At 63.8% G+C, this 15,084-nt stretch carries 15 protein-coding genes; 9 read left to right on the top strand and 6 right to left on the bottom strand.

All coding sequences use genetic code 11. The features are described 5' to 3' along the window. Window positions 1–68 precede the first annotated feature (68 nt). From DH10_RS19060 to DH10_RS19030, 7 genes are all read left to right on the top strand, one after another. Complete coding sequence (locus DH10_RS19060; protein ID WP_192245875.1) at window positions 69–1,217, top strand: acyl-CoA dehydrogenase family protein; 1,149 nt, start codon at window positions 69–71, stop codon at window positions 1,215–1,217. 43 nt (window positions 1,218–1,260) lie between these two features. Beyond that, window positions 1,261–1,656, top strand: a complete 396-nt coding sequence (locus DH10_RS19055) for a RidA family protein (RefSeq protein WP_192245878.1) — start codon at window positions 1,261–1,263, stop codon at window positions 1,654–1,656. A gap of 194 nt (window positions 1,657–1,850) precedes the next feature. Then, window positions 1,851–2,579, top strand: coding sequence for an FCD domain-containing protein (locus DH10_RS19050; protein WP_192385234.1), 729 nt, complete (start codon window positions 1,851–1,853; stop codon window positions 2,577–2,579). Between the two features lie 161 nt (window positions 2,580–2,740). Continuing rightward, window positions 2,741–3,880 (top strand): aminotransferase class V-fold PLP-dependent enzyme, encoded by a 1,140-nt coding sequence (locus DH10_RS19045; RefSeq protein WP_192245881.1) that lies wholly within the window; start codon window positions 2,741–2,743, stop codon window positions 3,878–3,880. Between the two features lie 82 nt (window positions 3,881–3,962). After that, the gene (locus tag DH10_RS19040; protein ID WP_192245883.1) at window positions 3,963–4,748 is read left to right on the top strand and encodes an ABC transporter substrate-binding protein; all 786 of its coding nucleotides are present in this window, start codon (window positions 3,963–3,965) and stop codon (window positions 4,746–4,748) included. 110 nt (window positions 4,749–4,858) lie between these two features. After that, window positions 4,859–5,536 (top strand): amino acid ABC transporter permease, encoded by a 678-nt coding sequence (locus DH10_RS19035; protein ID WP_192245885.1) that lies wholly within the window; start codon window positions 4,859–4,861, stop codon window positions 5,534–5,536. 39 nt (window positions 5,537–5,575) lie between these two features. After that, window positions 5,576–6,886: a cysteine desulfurase-like protein gene (locus DH10_RS19030; RefSeq protein WP_192245887.1), complete on the top strand. Its 1,311-nt coding sequence runs from the start codon at window positions 5,576–5,578 to the stop codon at window positions 6,884–6,886. 113 nt (window positions 6,887–6,999) lie between these two features. On the opposite strand, the gene DH10_RS19025 is transcribed toward DH10_RS19030, so the two are convergent. From DH10_RS19025 to DH10_RS37105, 6 genes are all read right to left on the bottom strand, one after another. Then, complete coding sequence (locus tag DH10_RS19025; protein ID WP_192245889.1) at window positions 7,000–7,827, bottom strand: dipeptide ABC transporter ATP-binding protein; 828 nt, start codon at window positions 7,825–7,827, stop codon at window positions 7,000–7,002. Next, complete coding sequence (locus DH10_RS19020) at window positions 7,824–8,675, bottom strand: ABC transporter ATP-binding protein (protein WP_192245891.1); 852 nt, start codon at window positions 8,673–8,675, stop codon at window positions 7,824–7,826. Before DH10_RS19020 ends, DH10_RS19025 begins: the two co-directional genes overlap by 4 nt. Then, window positions 8,675–9,586, bottom strand: a complete 912-nt coding sequence (locus DH10_RS19015) for an ABC transporter permease subunit (RefSeq protein ID WP_192245893.1) — start codon at window positions 9,584–9,586, stop codon at window positions 8,675–8,677. The genes DH10_RS19020 and DH10_RS19015 overlap by 1 nt, the downstream gene beginning before the upstream one ends. After that, entirely contained in the window at window positions 9,586–10,593 is a 1,008-nt protein-coding gene (locus DH10_RS19010) for an ABC transporter permease subunit (RefSeq protein ID WP_192245895.1), read from the bottom strand. Before DH10_RS19010 ends, DH10_RS19015 begins: the two co-directional genes overlap by 1 nt. A 50-nt stretch (window positions 10,594–10,643) precedes the next feature. Further along, window positions 10,644–12,242, bottom strand: coding sequence for an ABC transporter substrate-binding protein (locus DH10_RS19005; RefSeq protein WP_192245897.1), 1,599 nt, complete (start codon window positions 12,240–12,242; stop codon window positions 10,644–10,646). 166 nt (window positions 12,243–12,408) lie between these two features. Next, on the bottom strand, window positions 12,409–13,002 hold the full coding sequence (locus DH10_RS37105; protein ID WP_246505929.1) for a hypothetical protein: 594 nt from the start codon (window positions 13,000–13,002) through the stop codon (window positions 12,409–12,411). Between DH10_RS37105 and DH10_RS19000 the strand changes: the two genes are divergently transcribed. Together DH10_RS19000 and DH10_RS18995 are read left to right on the top strand one after the other, a co-directional pair. Beyond that, window positions 12,977–14,680 carry a long-chain fatty acid--CoA ligase gene (locus tag DH10_RS19000; RefSeq protein ID WP_281396714.1) on the top strand — a complete coding sequence of 568 codons (1,704 nt, stop codon included), beginning with the start codon at window positions 12,977–12,979 and terminating at the stop codon, window positions 14,678–14,680. The genes DH10_RS37105 and DH10_RS19000 overlap by 26 nt on opposite strands. Before the next feature lie 77 nt (window positions 14,681–14,757). Beyond that, the coding region (locus tag DH10_RS18995) for a class I SAM-dependent methyltransferase (protein ID WP_192385238.1) at window positions 14,758–15,084 on the top strand (327 nt) is incomplete at its 3' end.

The raw sequence follows: 15,084 nt of genomic DNA, 5'->3' as shown, positions 1-15,084 counted from the left end.
CCTTTCGGGGGAGATGTCCGGTAGGACAGAGGGGGGTGTGAAGGAACGGGGCGTGGAAGGAAAAATCCATGCCTGACCGCTCCTTCCTCAACTGGCCCTTCTTCGAAGACCGCCATCGCGCGCTCGCCGAAAATCTCGACGCCTGGTGCGTAAAGAACCTTCCCGTCGATCACCACGACGTCGACGCCGCCTGCCGCGCGCTGGTGGCGATGCTCGGCCGCGACGGCTGGCTGAAGCCGACGGCGCTCGACACCGACAATCCCAGGCCGCTCGACGTGCGCACGCTCTGCATCACCCGCGAGACGCTGGCGCGCCATGACGGGCTCGCCGACTTCGCCTTCGCCATGCAGGGGCTCGGCACCGGCGCGATCTCGCTCTTCGGCACGCCGGACCAGCAGCACTGGCTAGGCAAGACCAGGGCCGGCCAAGCGATCTCAGCCTTTGCGCTGTCGGAGCCGCGCTCGGGATCGGACGTCGCCAACATGGAGATGACGGCAATTCGTGATGGCGACGAGTACGTGCTTTCCGGTGAAAAGACCTGGATCTCCAATGGCGGCATCGCCGATCTCTACGTCGTTTTTGCCCGCACCGGCGAGGCGCCGGGTGCCAAAGGGCTTTCCGCCTTCGTCGTGCCCGCCGACGCCAAGGGTCTCGGCATTGCCGAACGGTTGGAAGTGATCGCGCCGCATCCGCTGGCGCGGCTGTCGTTCGACAATGTGCGCGTGCCGGCTTCCACCCTCATCGGCAAGCCCGGCGACGGTTTCCGCATCGCCATGTCGGTGCTCGACGTCTTCCGCTCGACGGTGGGCGCCGCTGCTCTCGGCTTTGCCCGCCGGGCGCTCGATGAGAGCATCAAAAGGGCGGCCGAACGAAAACTGTTCGGCGCGCCGATGGCCGAGCTACAGATGGTGCAAGGCCACATCGCCGACATGGCGCTCGATATCGATGCCGCCGCCCTGCTCGTCTATCGCGCGGCCTGGACCAAGGACATGGGGGCCGCGCGGGTGACGCGCGAAGCGGCAATGGCCAAGCTGTTCGCCACGGACAAGGCGCAGGAAGTGATCGACAAGGCGGTGCAACTGCATGGCGGCGACGGCGTGCGCAAAGGCCACATCATCGAAAGCCTCTATCGGGAGATTAGGGCGCTGCGCATCTACGAGGGCGCCTCCGATGTGCAGAAGGTGGTGATCGCCAGGCAGGTGATGGGAGCCGCATGAGATCATGCCTTGCGAATCGCATTTGAATTAGGGGAGGCTGGATATGCACACGATCCTGCAGCCGGAAGGCTGGGCGAAACCGGTCGGCTATGCCAATGGCGTCGCGGCGCGCGGGCGGCTGGTGTTCGTCGGCGGCCAGGTCGGCTGGAATGCCGCGTGCCGCTTCGAGACCGACGACTTCGTCGGCCAGGTGCGACAGACGCTCGCCAACATCGTCGCGGTGCTGGCCGAGGCGGGCGGCGAGCCGCAGCAAATTACCTCGATGACCTGGTATTTCACCGACAAGGCCGAATATCTTGCCAACCTCAAAGGGATCGGCGAAGCCTACCGCGCCGTCATCGGCCGGCATTTTCCGGCCATGGCCGCCATGCAGGTGGTGGCGCTGGTCGAGGATCGCGCCAAGGTGGAGATTCAGGCTACGGCGGTTATTCCGGAGTGAGGTTCGATTTGAGTCCAACGGCTGTCGGCATTCGAGCGAGTGGCATTTGCTTTCGCCACGTCATCCCTCGAGAGCCAAGCAGGCCGCTTTTCTCTTAACTCAATCTGTGATCAGATGATCACGCTTGCTTCGGCGGGCGCGTTTCGCATCTTGTTCGCACATAGGCTTTGTCGACACCTAAGGAAAGCAAAAGCGTGGCTCTGGGCTTCGAACCGGTATCGGGACGCATCACCGTTCAGGATGGCGTCTACCAGCAGCTTCGCCATGCCTTGATGGTCGGCAGTTTCGATCCAGGGCAGGTGCTGACCATAGCCTCGCTGGCGGAAGCGTTCGGCACCTCGAACATGCCGGTGCGCGAGGCGTTGCGACGGCTGGCGGCGGAGAACGCACTCGAGATCTCGCAGAACGGTTCGGCCTGCGTGCCGGTGGTGACGCGGGCGCGGCTCGACGACCTCTGCCGGGCCCGCCTCGCCGTAGAAGGGCTCGCCGCCGAGCTCGGCGGACCGCGCCTGACCGCTGCCGAGATCGCCTCGCTGCAAAGGGTTACCGACGACCAGCAGGCGATCGGCCGCGACGGCAGCATCTACGAGCTGATCGCCAAGAACCAGCAGTTCCACTTCACCATCTACCGCGCCTCCGGTTCCGACGTTCTGTTCCAGCTGATCGAGACGCTGTGGCTGCGCTTCGGCCCTTACATGCGGCTGTTGTCCAACCATGTCGCGCCGCTGATGCGCGCCGGCACCATGGAGCCCTCGGGCCGGCACGTCGCGATCATCGCGGCGCTGAAGGACAAGGACTTTGCCCGCGCCCGCGACGAAGTGGTGGCCGACATCACTGCGACCCAAGCGACCTTGCGCACGATCTGCCCGGACGTGCCGGAGCCCCGGCCGGTCGATTTCGCCGCCTTTGGCAGACCGTCCTGACATAGGTATGGCGGCGGGCCCGGCCGAACCGCCTGTCGCGCCCCCTACTGGACCAAGAGAACAGCCGGAATTTGAGGCGTTGATCCGTATTTCCGCAGCCGCGGCGATTGATCCCTATCCAGTTTTGTGATCACATGATCACAAGGGGCGAAAGACAGCAAATGTCCGGCTATTTTCTCTACCACTCGATCGGCACTTTCCCCGGCAAGGCCGAGCGGATGGCCGCCGCGCTGACTGAGTTTTCCGGTATCTGGTCGGCGGAGGATGACGGCCAATGGCCGGCCGCACTTGCCGCGCGCCAGCGTTTCATCGATGCCTGGACGCGGCTGATCGAGGCACCGCAAGGCACGCTGACCACGGCCGAGAATGTCACTGCCGCGCTCTACAGCCTGATCGGCGGCCTGCCGGCCGAGCGCCTGGCCGGAAAGCGGCTGCTGGTCGCCGCTGACTGTTTTCCGAGCCTGCATTTCCTGCTCGCCGGGCTTGCCGAACGTTTCGGCTTCAAGCTCGACAAGGTGCCGCTGCCGCCGGGCGAGAGTTGGGTGCGCGACGAGGATTTCATTGCCCGCTGGCAAGCGGATGTCGGGCTGGCACTGCTGACCTTCGTCACCTCGACGGCCTCGCATCGCTGCGATGTCGAGCGGCTTGCCGCGCATGGCCGCGCCATGGGGAGCGTCGTCGGCGTGGACGTCACGCAGGGCATCGGCGTGGCCCCGTTTTCGGTTGCCGCGACGCCGGTCGATTTCGTCGTCTCGACTTCGCTGAAATGGCTGTGCGGGTCCTCCGGCGCCGGCATATTGCAGGTCGCACCGGATCTTCTGGCGACGTGCCGGCCGGAGCTGCGCGGCTGGTTCAGCCAGCCGAACCCGTTCTCCTGGGATCTCGACGCCTTCACCTACGCCGACGACGCGCGCCGCTTCGACCACGGCACGCCGGCGATTCTCGCAAGCGTCGCCTCGCTGCCGGGGCTGGAATGGGTGGAACACACCGGCATCGATACGCTCCGCGCGCAGAATGCCGCGCTCGTCGAGCGCATCATCGGCGCCGCGCTGAAGAATGACTGGGAGGTCCGCTCGCCGCTCGACGCCAATGAGCGCGGCGGCAGCGTCATGCTCGGCCTGCCGCAGGGCGTCAACGCGTCCGAGGTCGTCGGGACCTTGCGCAAGAAGGAGCTCTACTGCGATGCGCGCGGCACGACGCTCAGGCTGTCGCCGGGCATGGTCACCACCGAAACGGCGGTCGAGGCGCTGATCGCGCAGTTGCAGGAGCATGTCGGTTCGCGGCGGCGCCGCGCATCCTGATTGCAGGCACCGCCTCGCCTGCGGCGCCCAGGAGTTGGGCGCCGAAAGGGGCGGATGAGGAACCGAACCAGAGGGAAGCAAGATGTTGAAACGTCTAGGACTGATTGGGGTGATCGTTGCCGCGGGCGTCGCCTTCGCGGCGCCGGCCTTCGCCGACAAGATCATGGTGGGCGCCTATCCGGCCAACCCGCCATGGGAATACAAGACCGATTCCGGCGGCTTCGAAGGTTTCGAGATCGACGTCGCCAACGACGTCGCCAAGCGCATTGGCGCCGATGTCGAATTCCAGGACCTCGGCTTCCAGGCGCTGTTCGCCGCGACGGCTTCGGGCCGTATCGACTTCGCCGTGTCCTCGATCTCGGTCACCAAGGAGCGGCTGCAGAACCAGGGCTTCACGCAAGCCTATTACGACAGCGACGGCACCATCGTCGGCAAGGCGGATTCAGCCATCAAGTCGCTCGACGACCTCAAGGGCAAGACCATCGGGGTCATCGCCGGCTCGACCGGCGAAGCCTACATGAAGGAAAATGCCGCCAAGCTCGGCGTCGCCGAGACCAAGAGCTACAACGCCCAGCAGGACCTTTTGCTCGATGTGCAGAATGGCCGCATCGACGGCGGCGCCGGCGAGCTGGCCGGCTTCCTGTTCGCCATCAAGCAGATGCCGGCGCTGAAGATCCTGGTGCGCATCCCGACGGGCGAGCGCTTCGCGATGATGACCAAGAAGGGCCATCCGCTGCTGGAGAAAGTCAACGACGCCATCAGCGAAATGAAAAAGGACGGCACTATGGCCGCGATCCACAAGAAGTGGTTCGGCGTCGATCCGGAAGCCGGCACCAGCACGATGACGCCTGGACCGATCCCGCAATAAGCCGGCTAATCAACGTCTTTGAAGGAGCGTGGGCGCCCGGCGCTCGTCATCTCCAATCCCTCAGGCCTGTGCGAAGCAGCAAGGTCTGGCGCTGCCTTCATGGTGAAGCGATGGAACTGATCGATACCTTCTTCAACTGGGGCATCCTGATCCGATCGTTTCCGATCCTCATCCGCGGGCTCGGCAACACCGTCCTGCTCGGCTGCGCCGCGATCGTCTTCGGCACCATTGCCGGGCTGGCGATCTGCCTGGTGCGGCTCTACGCGCCGAAGCCTCTGAGGCGGCTGGCGATCCTTTACATCGACATGTTCCGCGCGCTGCCGATCCTGGTGGTGCTGATCCTGATCTACTACGCCCTGCCCTTCATCGGCATCCGCCTGTCGTCCTTTGTGTCGGCAGCGCTTGCGCTGTCGCTGGTGCTTGCGGCCTTCACCGCGGAAGTCTGCCGCGCCGGAATCCAGAACATCCCGAAAGGCCAGTTCGAGGCGGCCGCCGCACTCGGCCTGCCGTTCTGGGTCGCCATGCGCAAGGTGGTCCTGCCGCAGGCGATCCGCGTCGTCATTCCACCGCTCACCAGCAATTGCGTCTCAGTGTTCAAGGACACCGCGCTCGCCTCGGTCGTGGCGATGCCCGACCTTCTGAAGCAGGCGACCGACGCGCAGGCGCTGATGGCCAACCCGACGCCGCTGATCGGCGCCGCGATCATCTATCTCGCCTTCCTGTGGCCGCTGGTGCGGCTGGTCGGCTACCTCGAAGAGCGCGGCAAGGCCCAGTCCGGCGCGCACTAATCCCCTTAGAATTTCATCGATCACCTGAAGGAGACTCCCGTGAACCAGCACCATGTTTCGAAAGCGCAGGATTCGAAAGCGCACGACGGGGCAGCTTCGTTTCCGGTCGAGAGGATCCGCGCCATGTTTCCTGCGCTCCGGCAGGCCGGCGAGTTCATCTTCATGGACAACGCCGCCGGCGCGCAGATCCCGCAAAGCGTGCTCGATGCGGTGACCAACCATCTGGTCGGACACAACGTCCAGCGCGGCGGCCGCTATGGCCGCAGCGTCACCGTCGACCAGTCGGTCGCGGACGCACGCGAAAGCGTGGCGCTGTTGATCAATGCCTACAGCCCATCGGAAATCTGCTTCGGCATGAACGCCACTTCGTTTATCCGCCTGGTCAGCCTCGGCATCGGCCAGATGCTTGCCAAAGACACAGATGGGGACCGTGACGAAATCATCATCACCGACATGGATCACGACGCCAACATCGCCACATGGCTGGCGCTGGAACAGGCCGGCGCCAAGTTCAAATGGTGGCGCATGCGCGAGGACGGCAACCTCCATGTCGACGACCTCAAGCCGCTGATGTCGGAGCGCACCCGTCTGGTCGCCTGCACGGTGACGGCACATTCGATCGGCTCGATCGTCGATGTCGCTTCCGTTGCCAGGATCGCGCATGCGGCGGGCGCCGAAGTGTTCCTCGACTGCGTGCATTACGGCCCGCACGGGCTGATCGACGTCCAGGCTTGGGACTGCGACTATCTGGTCTGCTCCGGCTACAAGAATTTCTCGCCGCATATGGGTTTCCTCTGGGGCCGCTTCGAAACGCTGAAGCGGCTGCCGACCTTCCGCGAGAATTTCATTCCCGACGAGCCGCCCTACAAGGTCGAAGCAGGCACCTTCATCTACGAGAACGTCTCCGGCATGGACGCTGCGGTCCGCTATCTGGAATCGGTCGGCCGCAATTTCTTAGTCCAGAACAACCGCGCGCGCCGCGACAACATCGTCGCCGGCATGAACGCCATCCGCGACTACGAATTGATGCTGGCGCGTGAGATGCTGAAGGTGCTGAAGGACTGCGGGGCGACGATCTACGGCGTCGCCGATGAGGCCCGCATCCACGAGCGCGTGCCGACCTTCTGCTTCAACATCGCCAAGCTCTCACCGCAGAGGATCGTCGAGGAAATGGCCGTGATGCAGATCGGCATCCGCGACGGCCACATGTATGCGCCGCGGCTGATGAAGCGTCTCAACCTGTCGATGGACAGCGGGGCAATCCGCGCCTCGCTGGTGCACTACAACACGGTGGAAGAGGTGCATCGCTTCGGCGAAGCGCTGCGGGCCATTATCGCGAAGTTGTCGTAGGCACTCGGACTCTTCGCAAGGGAAACTGGGGGCGCGACCACTTTCGCGTCGTCATCCTGGGGCGGAGCAAGGAGCGAAGCGACGCGGCGCAGACCCCAGGAAGACGAAAGATGTCAGGCGGCCTTTTTCTTCGCCAGCCTTGCCTTGATGCTCGCAACGTCCGCGCGCGGCGTCGCGGCGAACAGCGTCTTGGTGTAGGCGTGCTTGGGGTCCGAGAAGACCTCATCGCGCGAGCCGTATTCGACCGCCTCGCCGAAATACATCACCATCACTTCGTCGGCGATGTAGCGCACCACCGACAGGTCGTGGCTGATGAAGACGTAGGTCAGCTTGAACTCGTCCTGCAGGTCGGCAAGCAGATTGAGCACCTGCGCCTGCACCGAAAGGTCGAGCGCCGAGACAGGCTCGTCCAGCACAAGCAGGCTGGGATTGAGCATCAGCGCGCGGGCGATGGCGATGCGCTGGCGCTGGCCGCCCGAGAACATGTGCGGATAGCGGTTGTAGTGCTCCGGCCCGAGGCCGACCTTCTTCAGCATCTTCATCGCAAGATCGCGGCGTTCCTCGGCCGGCTTGTCGGTGTTGATGAGCAGCGGCTCGCCGAGCACGTCGCCAATCTTCTGGCGCGGATTGAGCGACCCGTAAGGGTTCTGGAAGACGATCTGCACCTTGCGGCGCATCTCCTTGGTCAGCCCGTCCCTGGCGATGTCGACCTTGTTGCCGTCGATGAGAAGCTCGCCGGCCGTCGCCGGGTCGATCAGCGTGATGATGCGGGCCAGCGTGGACTTGCCGCAGCCGCTCTCGCCGACGATCGCCAGCGTCTTGCCCTTCTCGACGCTGAAGGAGACGCCCTTCACCGCATGCACGGTGCGCGCGCCGCGGAACAGCCCGCCGCCGACATGATAGTCGCGCACGATGTTCTTGCCTTCGACGACCTTGGTCATGCGCCGGCTCCCGAGGGCGCCGGCTCGAACAGCATGTCGGAGACGGTTGGCAGCCGATCGCCGACGGCATTATCCGGCAGCGCCGAGAGCAGCGCGCGCGTGTAATTGCTCTTCGGCGATTCAAAGAGCGACAAGACGTCGGCCTCTTCCATCTTGCGGCCCTTGTACTGGACGATGACGCGGTCGGCGGTTTCAGCGACCACGCCCATGTTGTGGGTGATCATGATCAGGCCCATGCCGTATTTGGCCTGCAGCGAGACCAAGAGATCGAGGATCTGCTTCTGGATGGTGACGTCGAGCGCAGTGGTTGGCTCGTCGGCGATGAGCAGCTTCGGATTGCAGGCAATCGCCATTGCGATCATGACGCGCTGGCACTGGCCGCCCGACATCTGGTGCGGGAAGGAGTTCAGGCGCTCCGCCGGTTCGGGAATGCCGACCTGCTTCAACAGCTCGATGGCGCGCGCCCGGCGCTGCGCACGGTCCATGCCGAGATGGAAGCGCAGCACTTCCTCGATCTGGAAGCCTACGGTGAAGCAAGGATTGAGGCTGGCGACGGGCTCCTGGAAGATCATGGCGATGTCCTTGCCGATGATCTTGCGGCGCTCGGCCAGGCTGATCTTCAAGAGATCGCGGCCGCCAAACATCATGCGGTCGGCAGTGACGGTCGCCGTCCACGGCAGAAGGCCCATCACCGCCAGCATCGACACCGACTTGCCGGAGCCGGATTCGCCGACGATGGCGAGCACCTCGCGCTCGTCGACATGGAGCGAGACGCCATCGACGGCGCGGAACGGGCCGGACGCGGTCTGGAATTCGACGACGAGGTTCTGGATGTCGAGCAATGCCATCACGACCTCCTGAGCTTCGGATCGAGCGCGTCGCGCAGGCCGTCGCCGATCAGGTTGATGGCGAGCACGGTGATCAGGATGGCAAGACCCGGGAAGGTCACCACCCACCAGGCGCGCAGGATAAATTCGCGCGCCGAGGCGAGCATGGTGCCCCATTCCGGCGTCGGCGGCTGCGCGCCGAGACCGAGGAAGCCGAGCGCGGCCGCCTCGAGAATGGCGTTCGAGAAGGACAGCGTGCCCTGGACGATCAGCGGCGCCAGGCAGTTGGGCAGGATGGTCTTGAGCATCAGCCTCAGATGTCCGGCGCCGGCGACCTTCGCCGCCACGACATATTCGCGGCTCTTCTCAGCCATCACCGCAGCGCGCACCAGCCGCGCGAAATGCGGCTGCAGCACGAGCGAGATCGCCAGCATCGCATTGAACAGGCCGGGCCCGAGGATGGTCACCAGCACCAACGCCAGAAGCAGCGACGGGAAAGCGAGGATCAGGTCCATGACGCGCATGATCGCGACGTCGACCCAGCCGCGGAAATAGCCTGCCAGCAGGCCGAGCGTGATGCCGCCGGTTAGCGCAAGCGTGACCACGACCGCGCCGATGAGCAGCGAGAAGCGCGCGCCATAGAGCAGGCGCGAGAGGATGTCGCGGCCGACCGGATCGGTGCCAAGCAGATATTGGGTGGTGCCACCCGTCTGCCATGCCGGCGGCCTGAGGAACGCGGTCTTGTCCTGAACGTCCGGCGCGTAGGGCGCGAGCAGCGGTGCGAAGAGCGCCGCCAGCACCAAAAGAATGAAGACGACGAGGCCGATCACGGCGCCGCGGTTCACCGAGAAATAATGCCAGAAGGTCTTGAAGCCGGTCAGGCGATCCGGGCTGCCTGCGGCCATGGGGGCGATTTCGGTCGACTGGCTCATCACGCGGCCCTGATGCGCGGATTGATGACGGCATAGAGCACGTCGACGATGAGGTTCACGGCCATGACGATGAGCGCGATCAAAAGCAGACCTGACTGCACGACGACATAGTCGCGCTTGAAGATGGAGTCGACCATCCATTTGCCGATGCCCGGCCAGGCGAAGATGGTTTCGGTGAGAATGGCGCCGGCAAGCAGCGTGCCGACCTGCAGGCCGATGGTGGTGACGACCGGGATCAGCGCGTTGCGCAGGGCGTGCACGCCGATGACGCGGGCGGCCGAGAGCCCCTTGGCGCGCGCGGTGCGGACATAGTCCTCGCCCAGCACCTCGAGCATGGCCGAGCGCGTCTGGCGAGCGATCACCGCCAGCGGAATGGTGCCGAGCACGATCGCTGGCAGGACGAGATGGCTGAGCGCCGAACGAAATGCATCCCACTTGCCGTAGAGGAGACTGTCGATGGTCATGAAGCCGGTGATCGGCCTCAGGAAGAACTGCAGGCCCATGCGGCCGGAAACCGGCGTCCAGCCAAGATAGCCGGAGAAGAAGATGATAAGCAGCAGGCCCCACCAGAAGATCGGCATGGAATAGCCGACGAGCGCGGTGCCCATCAGCGACTGATCGAACCACGAACCGCGCTTGACGGCCGCGAATATGCCGGCCGGGATGCCGATCACCATGGCGAAGATCATGGCGAAGAAGGACAGTTCCAGCGTGGCCGGAAAGAGCGTCTTGAACTCCTGGAGAACCGGGCGCTTCGACGAAATGGAGACGCCGAAATCGCCGGTGGCGACCTCGCCGACATAGCGCGCATACTGCTCCCAGATCGGCAGGTTGTAGCCGAACTGTTCCTTGAGCTCTTCGTAGCGCGCGGGGGTGACGCCATGCTCGCCGGCCATGGCCAGGATCGGATCGCCGGGCAGCAGCCGGACGAAGGCGAAGGCACAGATGGTGATGCCGACGAGGGTCGGGATCAGGAGGGCGATTTTATTGAGAAGATATCTGAGCATCGTCAAATGGAATGGGGCGGCGCTAAAATGGCGCCGCCCCGTTCGCAATATTACTCGGCCTTGTCAACGCCGTCGAAGCGATGAATGCCGAGCGGGTCCATCTTGAAGCCGCTGACGTTGTTGCGGACAACGGCATAGACCTGGCTGTGGGCCAGCAGGAAGGCGGGCGCCTGCTTGGCGAAGATCTCCTGCGCCTGCTCATAGAGCTTGGTGCGCTCGCCCTGGTCGCTGGTCTTCTTGGCCTTCTGGATCAGGTCCTCGAAGTCCTTGTCGCACCAGCTGGAGTAGTTCGAGACGCCGATGGCCGAGCAAGCGAAGAGGGTGGCGAAGAAGTTGTCCGGATCGCCATTGTCGCCGGTCCAGCCGATCTGGAAGGCGCCGGGACGCTCCTTCTTCTTGCCTTCCTCGCGATACTTGGTCCACTCGTAGTTGACGATCTCGGCCTTGACGCCGACCTTGGCCCAATCGGCCTGGATCAGCTCAGCCGCGCGCTGGAAGTTCGGGTTGTATGGACGAACGCGGTCGGAAGCCCAGAGCTGGATTTCCTTCAGCCCGGCATCGGCCAGCACCTTCTTGGCCGCTTCCGGATCATAGGAATCGAACTTCACGGCCTTGTTCCACGACCACATGGTCGGCGGGATCAGGTTCTGGGCCGGCGTGGCGCCTGCATCCTGGAACAGCGACTTGATCAGGGCTTCCCGGTCGATCGCCTGGTTGAGCGCATGACGGACCTCGGGCTTGTCGAGCGGCGGGATCGTCGTGTTGTAGCTCATGTAGCCGATGTTGAGGCCGGCTTGGTCCATCAGGGTCACGTCCTTGTTGGCCTTGATGGTGGCGATGTCGGCCGGGTTCGGATAGGGAGCCACATCGCATTCGCCGGCCAGCACCTTCTGGATGCGGGCGGTCGCGTCAGGAGTGATCGCGAAGACGAGATCGTCGATCTTCTCCTTGCCCTTGAAGTAGTCTGGGTTCGCCGCATAGCGGATGACCGAATCCAGCTGATAGTCGACGAACTGGAACGGGCCGGTGCCGATCGGCTTGGTCGAGAAGTCGGCCATCTTGCCGTCCTTCTCGAGCTGGTCGGCATATTCCTTCGACACGATCGAGGCGAAGTCCATGCCGAGATTGGCCAGCATCGGCGCGTTCGGCTCGGTCAGCGTCAGCTTGACGGTGAGGTCGTCGACCTTTTCCCACTTGGCGACGTATTTCGGCATGTCCATGCCGGTGTAGTAGTCCCAGGTCAGGTTCGGCAGATACTTCTCGCCGTTCCATGGATTCTGCTTGTTGAACTGACGGTCGAAGGAGAAGACGACGTCGTCGGCATTGAGGTCGCGGGTCGGCTTGAAATAGTCGGTGGTCTGGAACTTCACGCCCGGATGCAGGTGGAAAGTATAGACCAGGCCGTCGTCGGAGATTTCCCATTTGTCGGCGAGGCCGGGCTCGATCTCGGTGCCGCCATGCTTGAACTCGACCAGGCGCGAATAGACCGTGCGCGACGAGGCGTCGAAGTCGTTGCCGCCCGTCGTCGTACCCGGGTCGAAATTAGCCGGCGACGCTTCCGAGCAATAGACAAGCGTCTTTGCATTGGCCATGCCACCCAGGACGCTTGCAGCCAGCAACGCGGCTGCAAAAGTCATTGTCTTTTTCATTGAGCACTCCCTGATGTTCTTCCAAGCCCCTCTATCAGGCTCGCGAAGCGCGCATATAAGCACCGTTTTTGGGGCTTTGGAACACCCCGTTTGCGTACCCCACGGTAAGCAGGAAAAGAATCCGTATTTTCCTCAAATATCGGAAAAAATTAGCAGAATTTTTCGCTCACGACATTGTTAACGACCGCATTTTTTTATTGATTGGCCGTCTCCCGAAATCAGGACGAGGAGCACCCTGCTTGCGATCCTGGTCCTTGTCGGCACGCGCTTCAGGGAGCGGTCGGCGAAGGGATTTCGGCGGCAAATCTTTCCGCCGCTGCCGCTGGGGCAAGACTTGCACCGCCGCTGATAGAGGCAATACATAGGCGTCATGCCGGATTTCTTGGGAATCCGCGATCGGCGACAGCGGAGGACGTTTCCGGTATCGGAAGCGAGCGCGGCGCGAGGCAGCAGAACCAGGGACACCAGGGAGGGATTTGGTGGCAAAAGCAGCAAAGACGACGCCCCCGGCGAAGGCAAAAGCCAAGGCCGCGACCGGCAATGCCGGCGCGCCCAAGGCTTCACATTCCAAGACCGCTTCACCCGCCAAGACGTCTTCACCTGCAAAGGCCACTTCCAAGCCGAAGGCCGCTGCCGCTCCGAAAAAGACGAGCCCCAAACCCGCCGCCAAGGCTGCAACCGCAAAGACCGACAAGCCTGCGGCCGCGAAGCCGGCCCCGACGCAGGCCAAGCGTTTGCCGAAGGCGATCACCGAGCTCACGGCCGGATTGCCGGAAAAGCCGTGGCTGAAAAACTATCCGAAGAACATGCCGGCCGAGATCGGCCCGCTCTCCCACAATTCGATCGGCGACTTCCTCGTCGGCGCCTGCAAGCAGTTCTCCGGCCGGCCCGCATATGTGTGCATGGGCAAGTCGATCTCCTACGCCGACCTCGAGCGGCTTTCGGCGGCCTTCGGCGCCTATCTGCAGTCGAAAGGCTTGGAGAAAGGCGCGCGCGTGGCGCTGATGATGCCGAACGTGCTGCAATATCCGGTGGCGATGATGGCGGTGCTTCGCGCCGGCTTCACGGTGGTAAACATCAATCCGCTCTACACGCCGCGCGAGCTCGAGCATCAGCTCAAGGATTCCGGCGCGCAGGCCATCGTCATACTGGAAAACTTCGCCAACACGCTACAGACGGTGATCGCCCGGACGCCGGTCAGGCATGTGGTGGTGGCGGCGATGGGCGACATGCTTGGCGGGCTGAAGGGAGCGATCGTCAACCTCGTCGTGCGGCGGGTCAAGAAGATGGTTCCGGCCTGGTCGCTGCCCGGCCACGTCAAATTCAATGCCGCGCTGAAGGCCGGCGCGGGCCTCACCTTCAGACCGGCAACGGTCTCGAGCGACGATATCGCCTTCCTGCAATATACCGGCGGCACGACCGGCGTCTCGAAGGGCGCGACGCTCCTTCACCGGAACGTGCTCTCCAACGTGGCGCAGAATTCGCTCTGGGTAGAGGACGCCTATACGGTCAAGCCGAAGCCCGCGCATCTCAACTTTGTCTGCGCGCTGCCGCTCTACCACATCTTCGCGCTGACGGTGAACGCGCTGATGGGCATGCAGCAGGGCGCGCAGAACGTGCTCATCCCGAACCCGCGCGACATTCCGGGCTTCGTCAAGGAACTGCAGAAAAACCCGGTGCACATCTTCCCCGGCCTCAACACGCTGTTCAACGCGCTGCTCAACAATGAGGACTTCCGCAAGCTCGACTTCAAGCCGCTGATCCTGACGCTTGGCGGCGGCATGGCGGTGCAGAGAGGCGTGGCCGAGCGCTGGAAGACGCTGACCGGCTGTCCGGTGAGCGAAGGCTACGGGCTTTCCGAAACCTCGCCGGTGGCGACCGCCAACAAATTCAGCTCCAGCGAATTCACCGGCACGATCGGCCTGCCGCTGCCTTCGACCGAGATCGCCATCCGCGACGACGACGGCAACAACGTGCCGCTCGGCGAAGTGGGCGAGATCTGCATCCGCGGGCCGCAGGTGATGGCCGGCTACTGGAACCGGCCGGACGAGACCGCCAAGGTGATGACCGAGGACGGGTTCTTCAAGTCGGGCGACATGGGCTTCATGGACGAGCGCGGCTATACCAAGATCGTCGACCGCAAGAAGGACATGATCCTGGTCTCCGGCTTCAACGTCTATCCGAACGAGCTGGAAGAGGTCGTGGCGCAGCATCCCGGCGTGCTCGAGGTGGCGGCGATCGGCGTGCCGGACGAGCATTCCGGCGAGGTGCCGAAGCTGTTCGTGGTCAGGAAGGATCCGGCGCTCACCGTCGAGGCGCTGACCGCCTATTGCCGCGAGAACCTGACCGGCTACAAACGGCCAAGATACATCGAATTCCGCACCGAGCTGCCGAAGACGCCGGTCGGCAAGATCCTGCGGCGCGCGTTGCGGGAGTAGACTTGAGCGAAAATGTTGCCGGCCTGACGCCAGAGCGTCGCGGTGGCCTCGATCCCGCGGAATTCATCAAGGCGAACATGCGGCTTTTGCCGGTGCCGTCGCTGCCTGAAATCCGCCTCTATACCGCCCATCCCGGCAGCGGGCTGAGACGGCTACTGGAACCCGATGATGAGGCCGACGAAGGCACGGCCGAGCCACAGCCGCCCTTCTGGGCTTATGCCTGGGCGGGCGGGGCAGTGCTGGCGCGCTACATTCTCGACCGGTCCTCGACCGTTGCCGGCCGCCGCGTGCTCGACCTCGGCGCCGGCTCCGGCCTTGTCGGCATCGCCGCGGCACTCGCAGGAGCAAGCGAGGTGATCGCGGCGGAAATCGACCGCAACGGCGTCGTCGCGCTCGGCCTCAAC

Source organism: Mesorhizobium silamurunense (genome assembly GCF_014843825.1).
GTDB lineage: Bacteria > Pseudomonadota > Alphaproteobacteria > Rhizobiales > Rhizobiaceae > Mesorhizobium > Mesorhizobium silamurunense.
Note: the sequence above shows the minus strand (reverse complement) of the source record. Positions and strands in the feature narration are given on the sequence as shown.

What these genes read in the sequence shown, in the direction of transcription:
- DH10_RS19060 (WP_192245875.1), top strand. Translation starts at nt 69, where the DNA reads ATGCCTGACCGCTCCTTCCTCAACTGGCCCTTCTTCGAAGACCGCCAT.
- DH10_RS19055 (WP_192245878.1), top strand. Translation starts at nt 1,261, where the DNA reads ATGCACACGATCCTGCAGCCGGAAGGCTGGGCGAAACCGGTCGGCTAT.
- DH10_RS19045 (WP_192245881.1), top strand. Translation starts at nt 2,741, where the DNA reads ATGTCCGGCTATTTTCTCTACCACTCGATCGGCACTTTCCCCGGCAAG.
- DH10_RS19040 (WP_192245883.1), top strand. Translation starts at nt 3,963, where the DNA reads ATGTTGAAACGTCTAGGACTGATTGGGGTGATCGTTGCCGCGGGCGTC.
- DH10_RS19035 (WP_192245885.1), top strand. Translation starts at nt 4,859, where the DNA reads ATGGAACTGATCGATACCTTCTTCAACTGGGGCATCCTGATCCGATCG.
- DH10_RS19025 (WP_192245889.1), bottom strand. Translation starts at nt 7,827, where the DNA reads ATGACCAAGGTCGTCGAAGGCAAGAACATCGTGCGCGACTATCATGTC.
- DH10_RS19020 (WP_192245891.1), bottom strand. Translation starts at nt 8,675, where the DNA reads ATGGCATTGCTCGACATCCAGAACCTCGTCGTCGAATTCCAGACCGCG.
- DH10_RS19015 (WP_192245893.1), bottom strand. Translation starts at nt 9,586, where the DNA reads ATGAGCCAGTCGACCGAAATCGCCCCCATGGCCGCAGGCAGCCCGGAT.
- DH10_RS19010 (WP_192245895.1), bottom strand. Translation starts at nt 10,593, where the DNA reads ATGCTCAGATATCTTCTCAATAAAATCGCCCTCCTGATCCCGACCCTC.
- DH10_RS19005 (WP_192245897.1), bottom strand. Translation starts at nt 12,242, where the DNA reads ATGAAAAAGACAATGACTTTTGCAGCCGCGTTGCTGGCTGCAAGCGTC.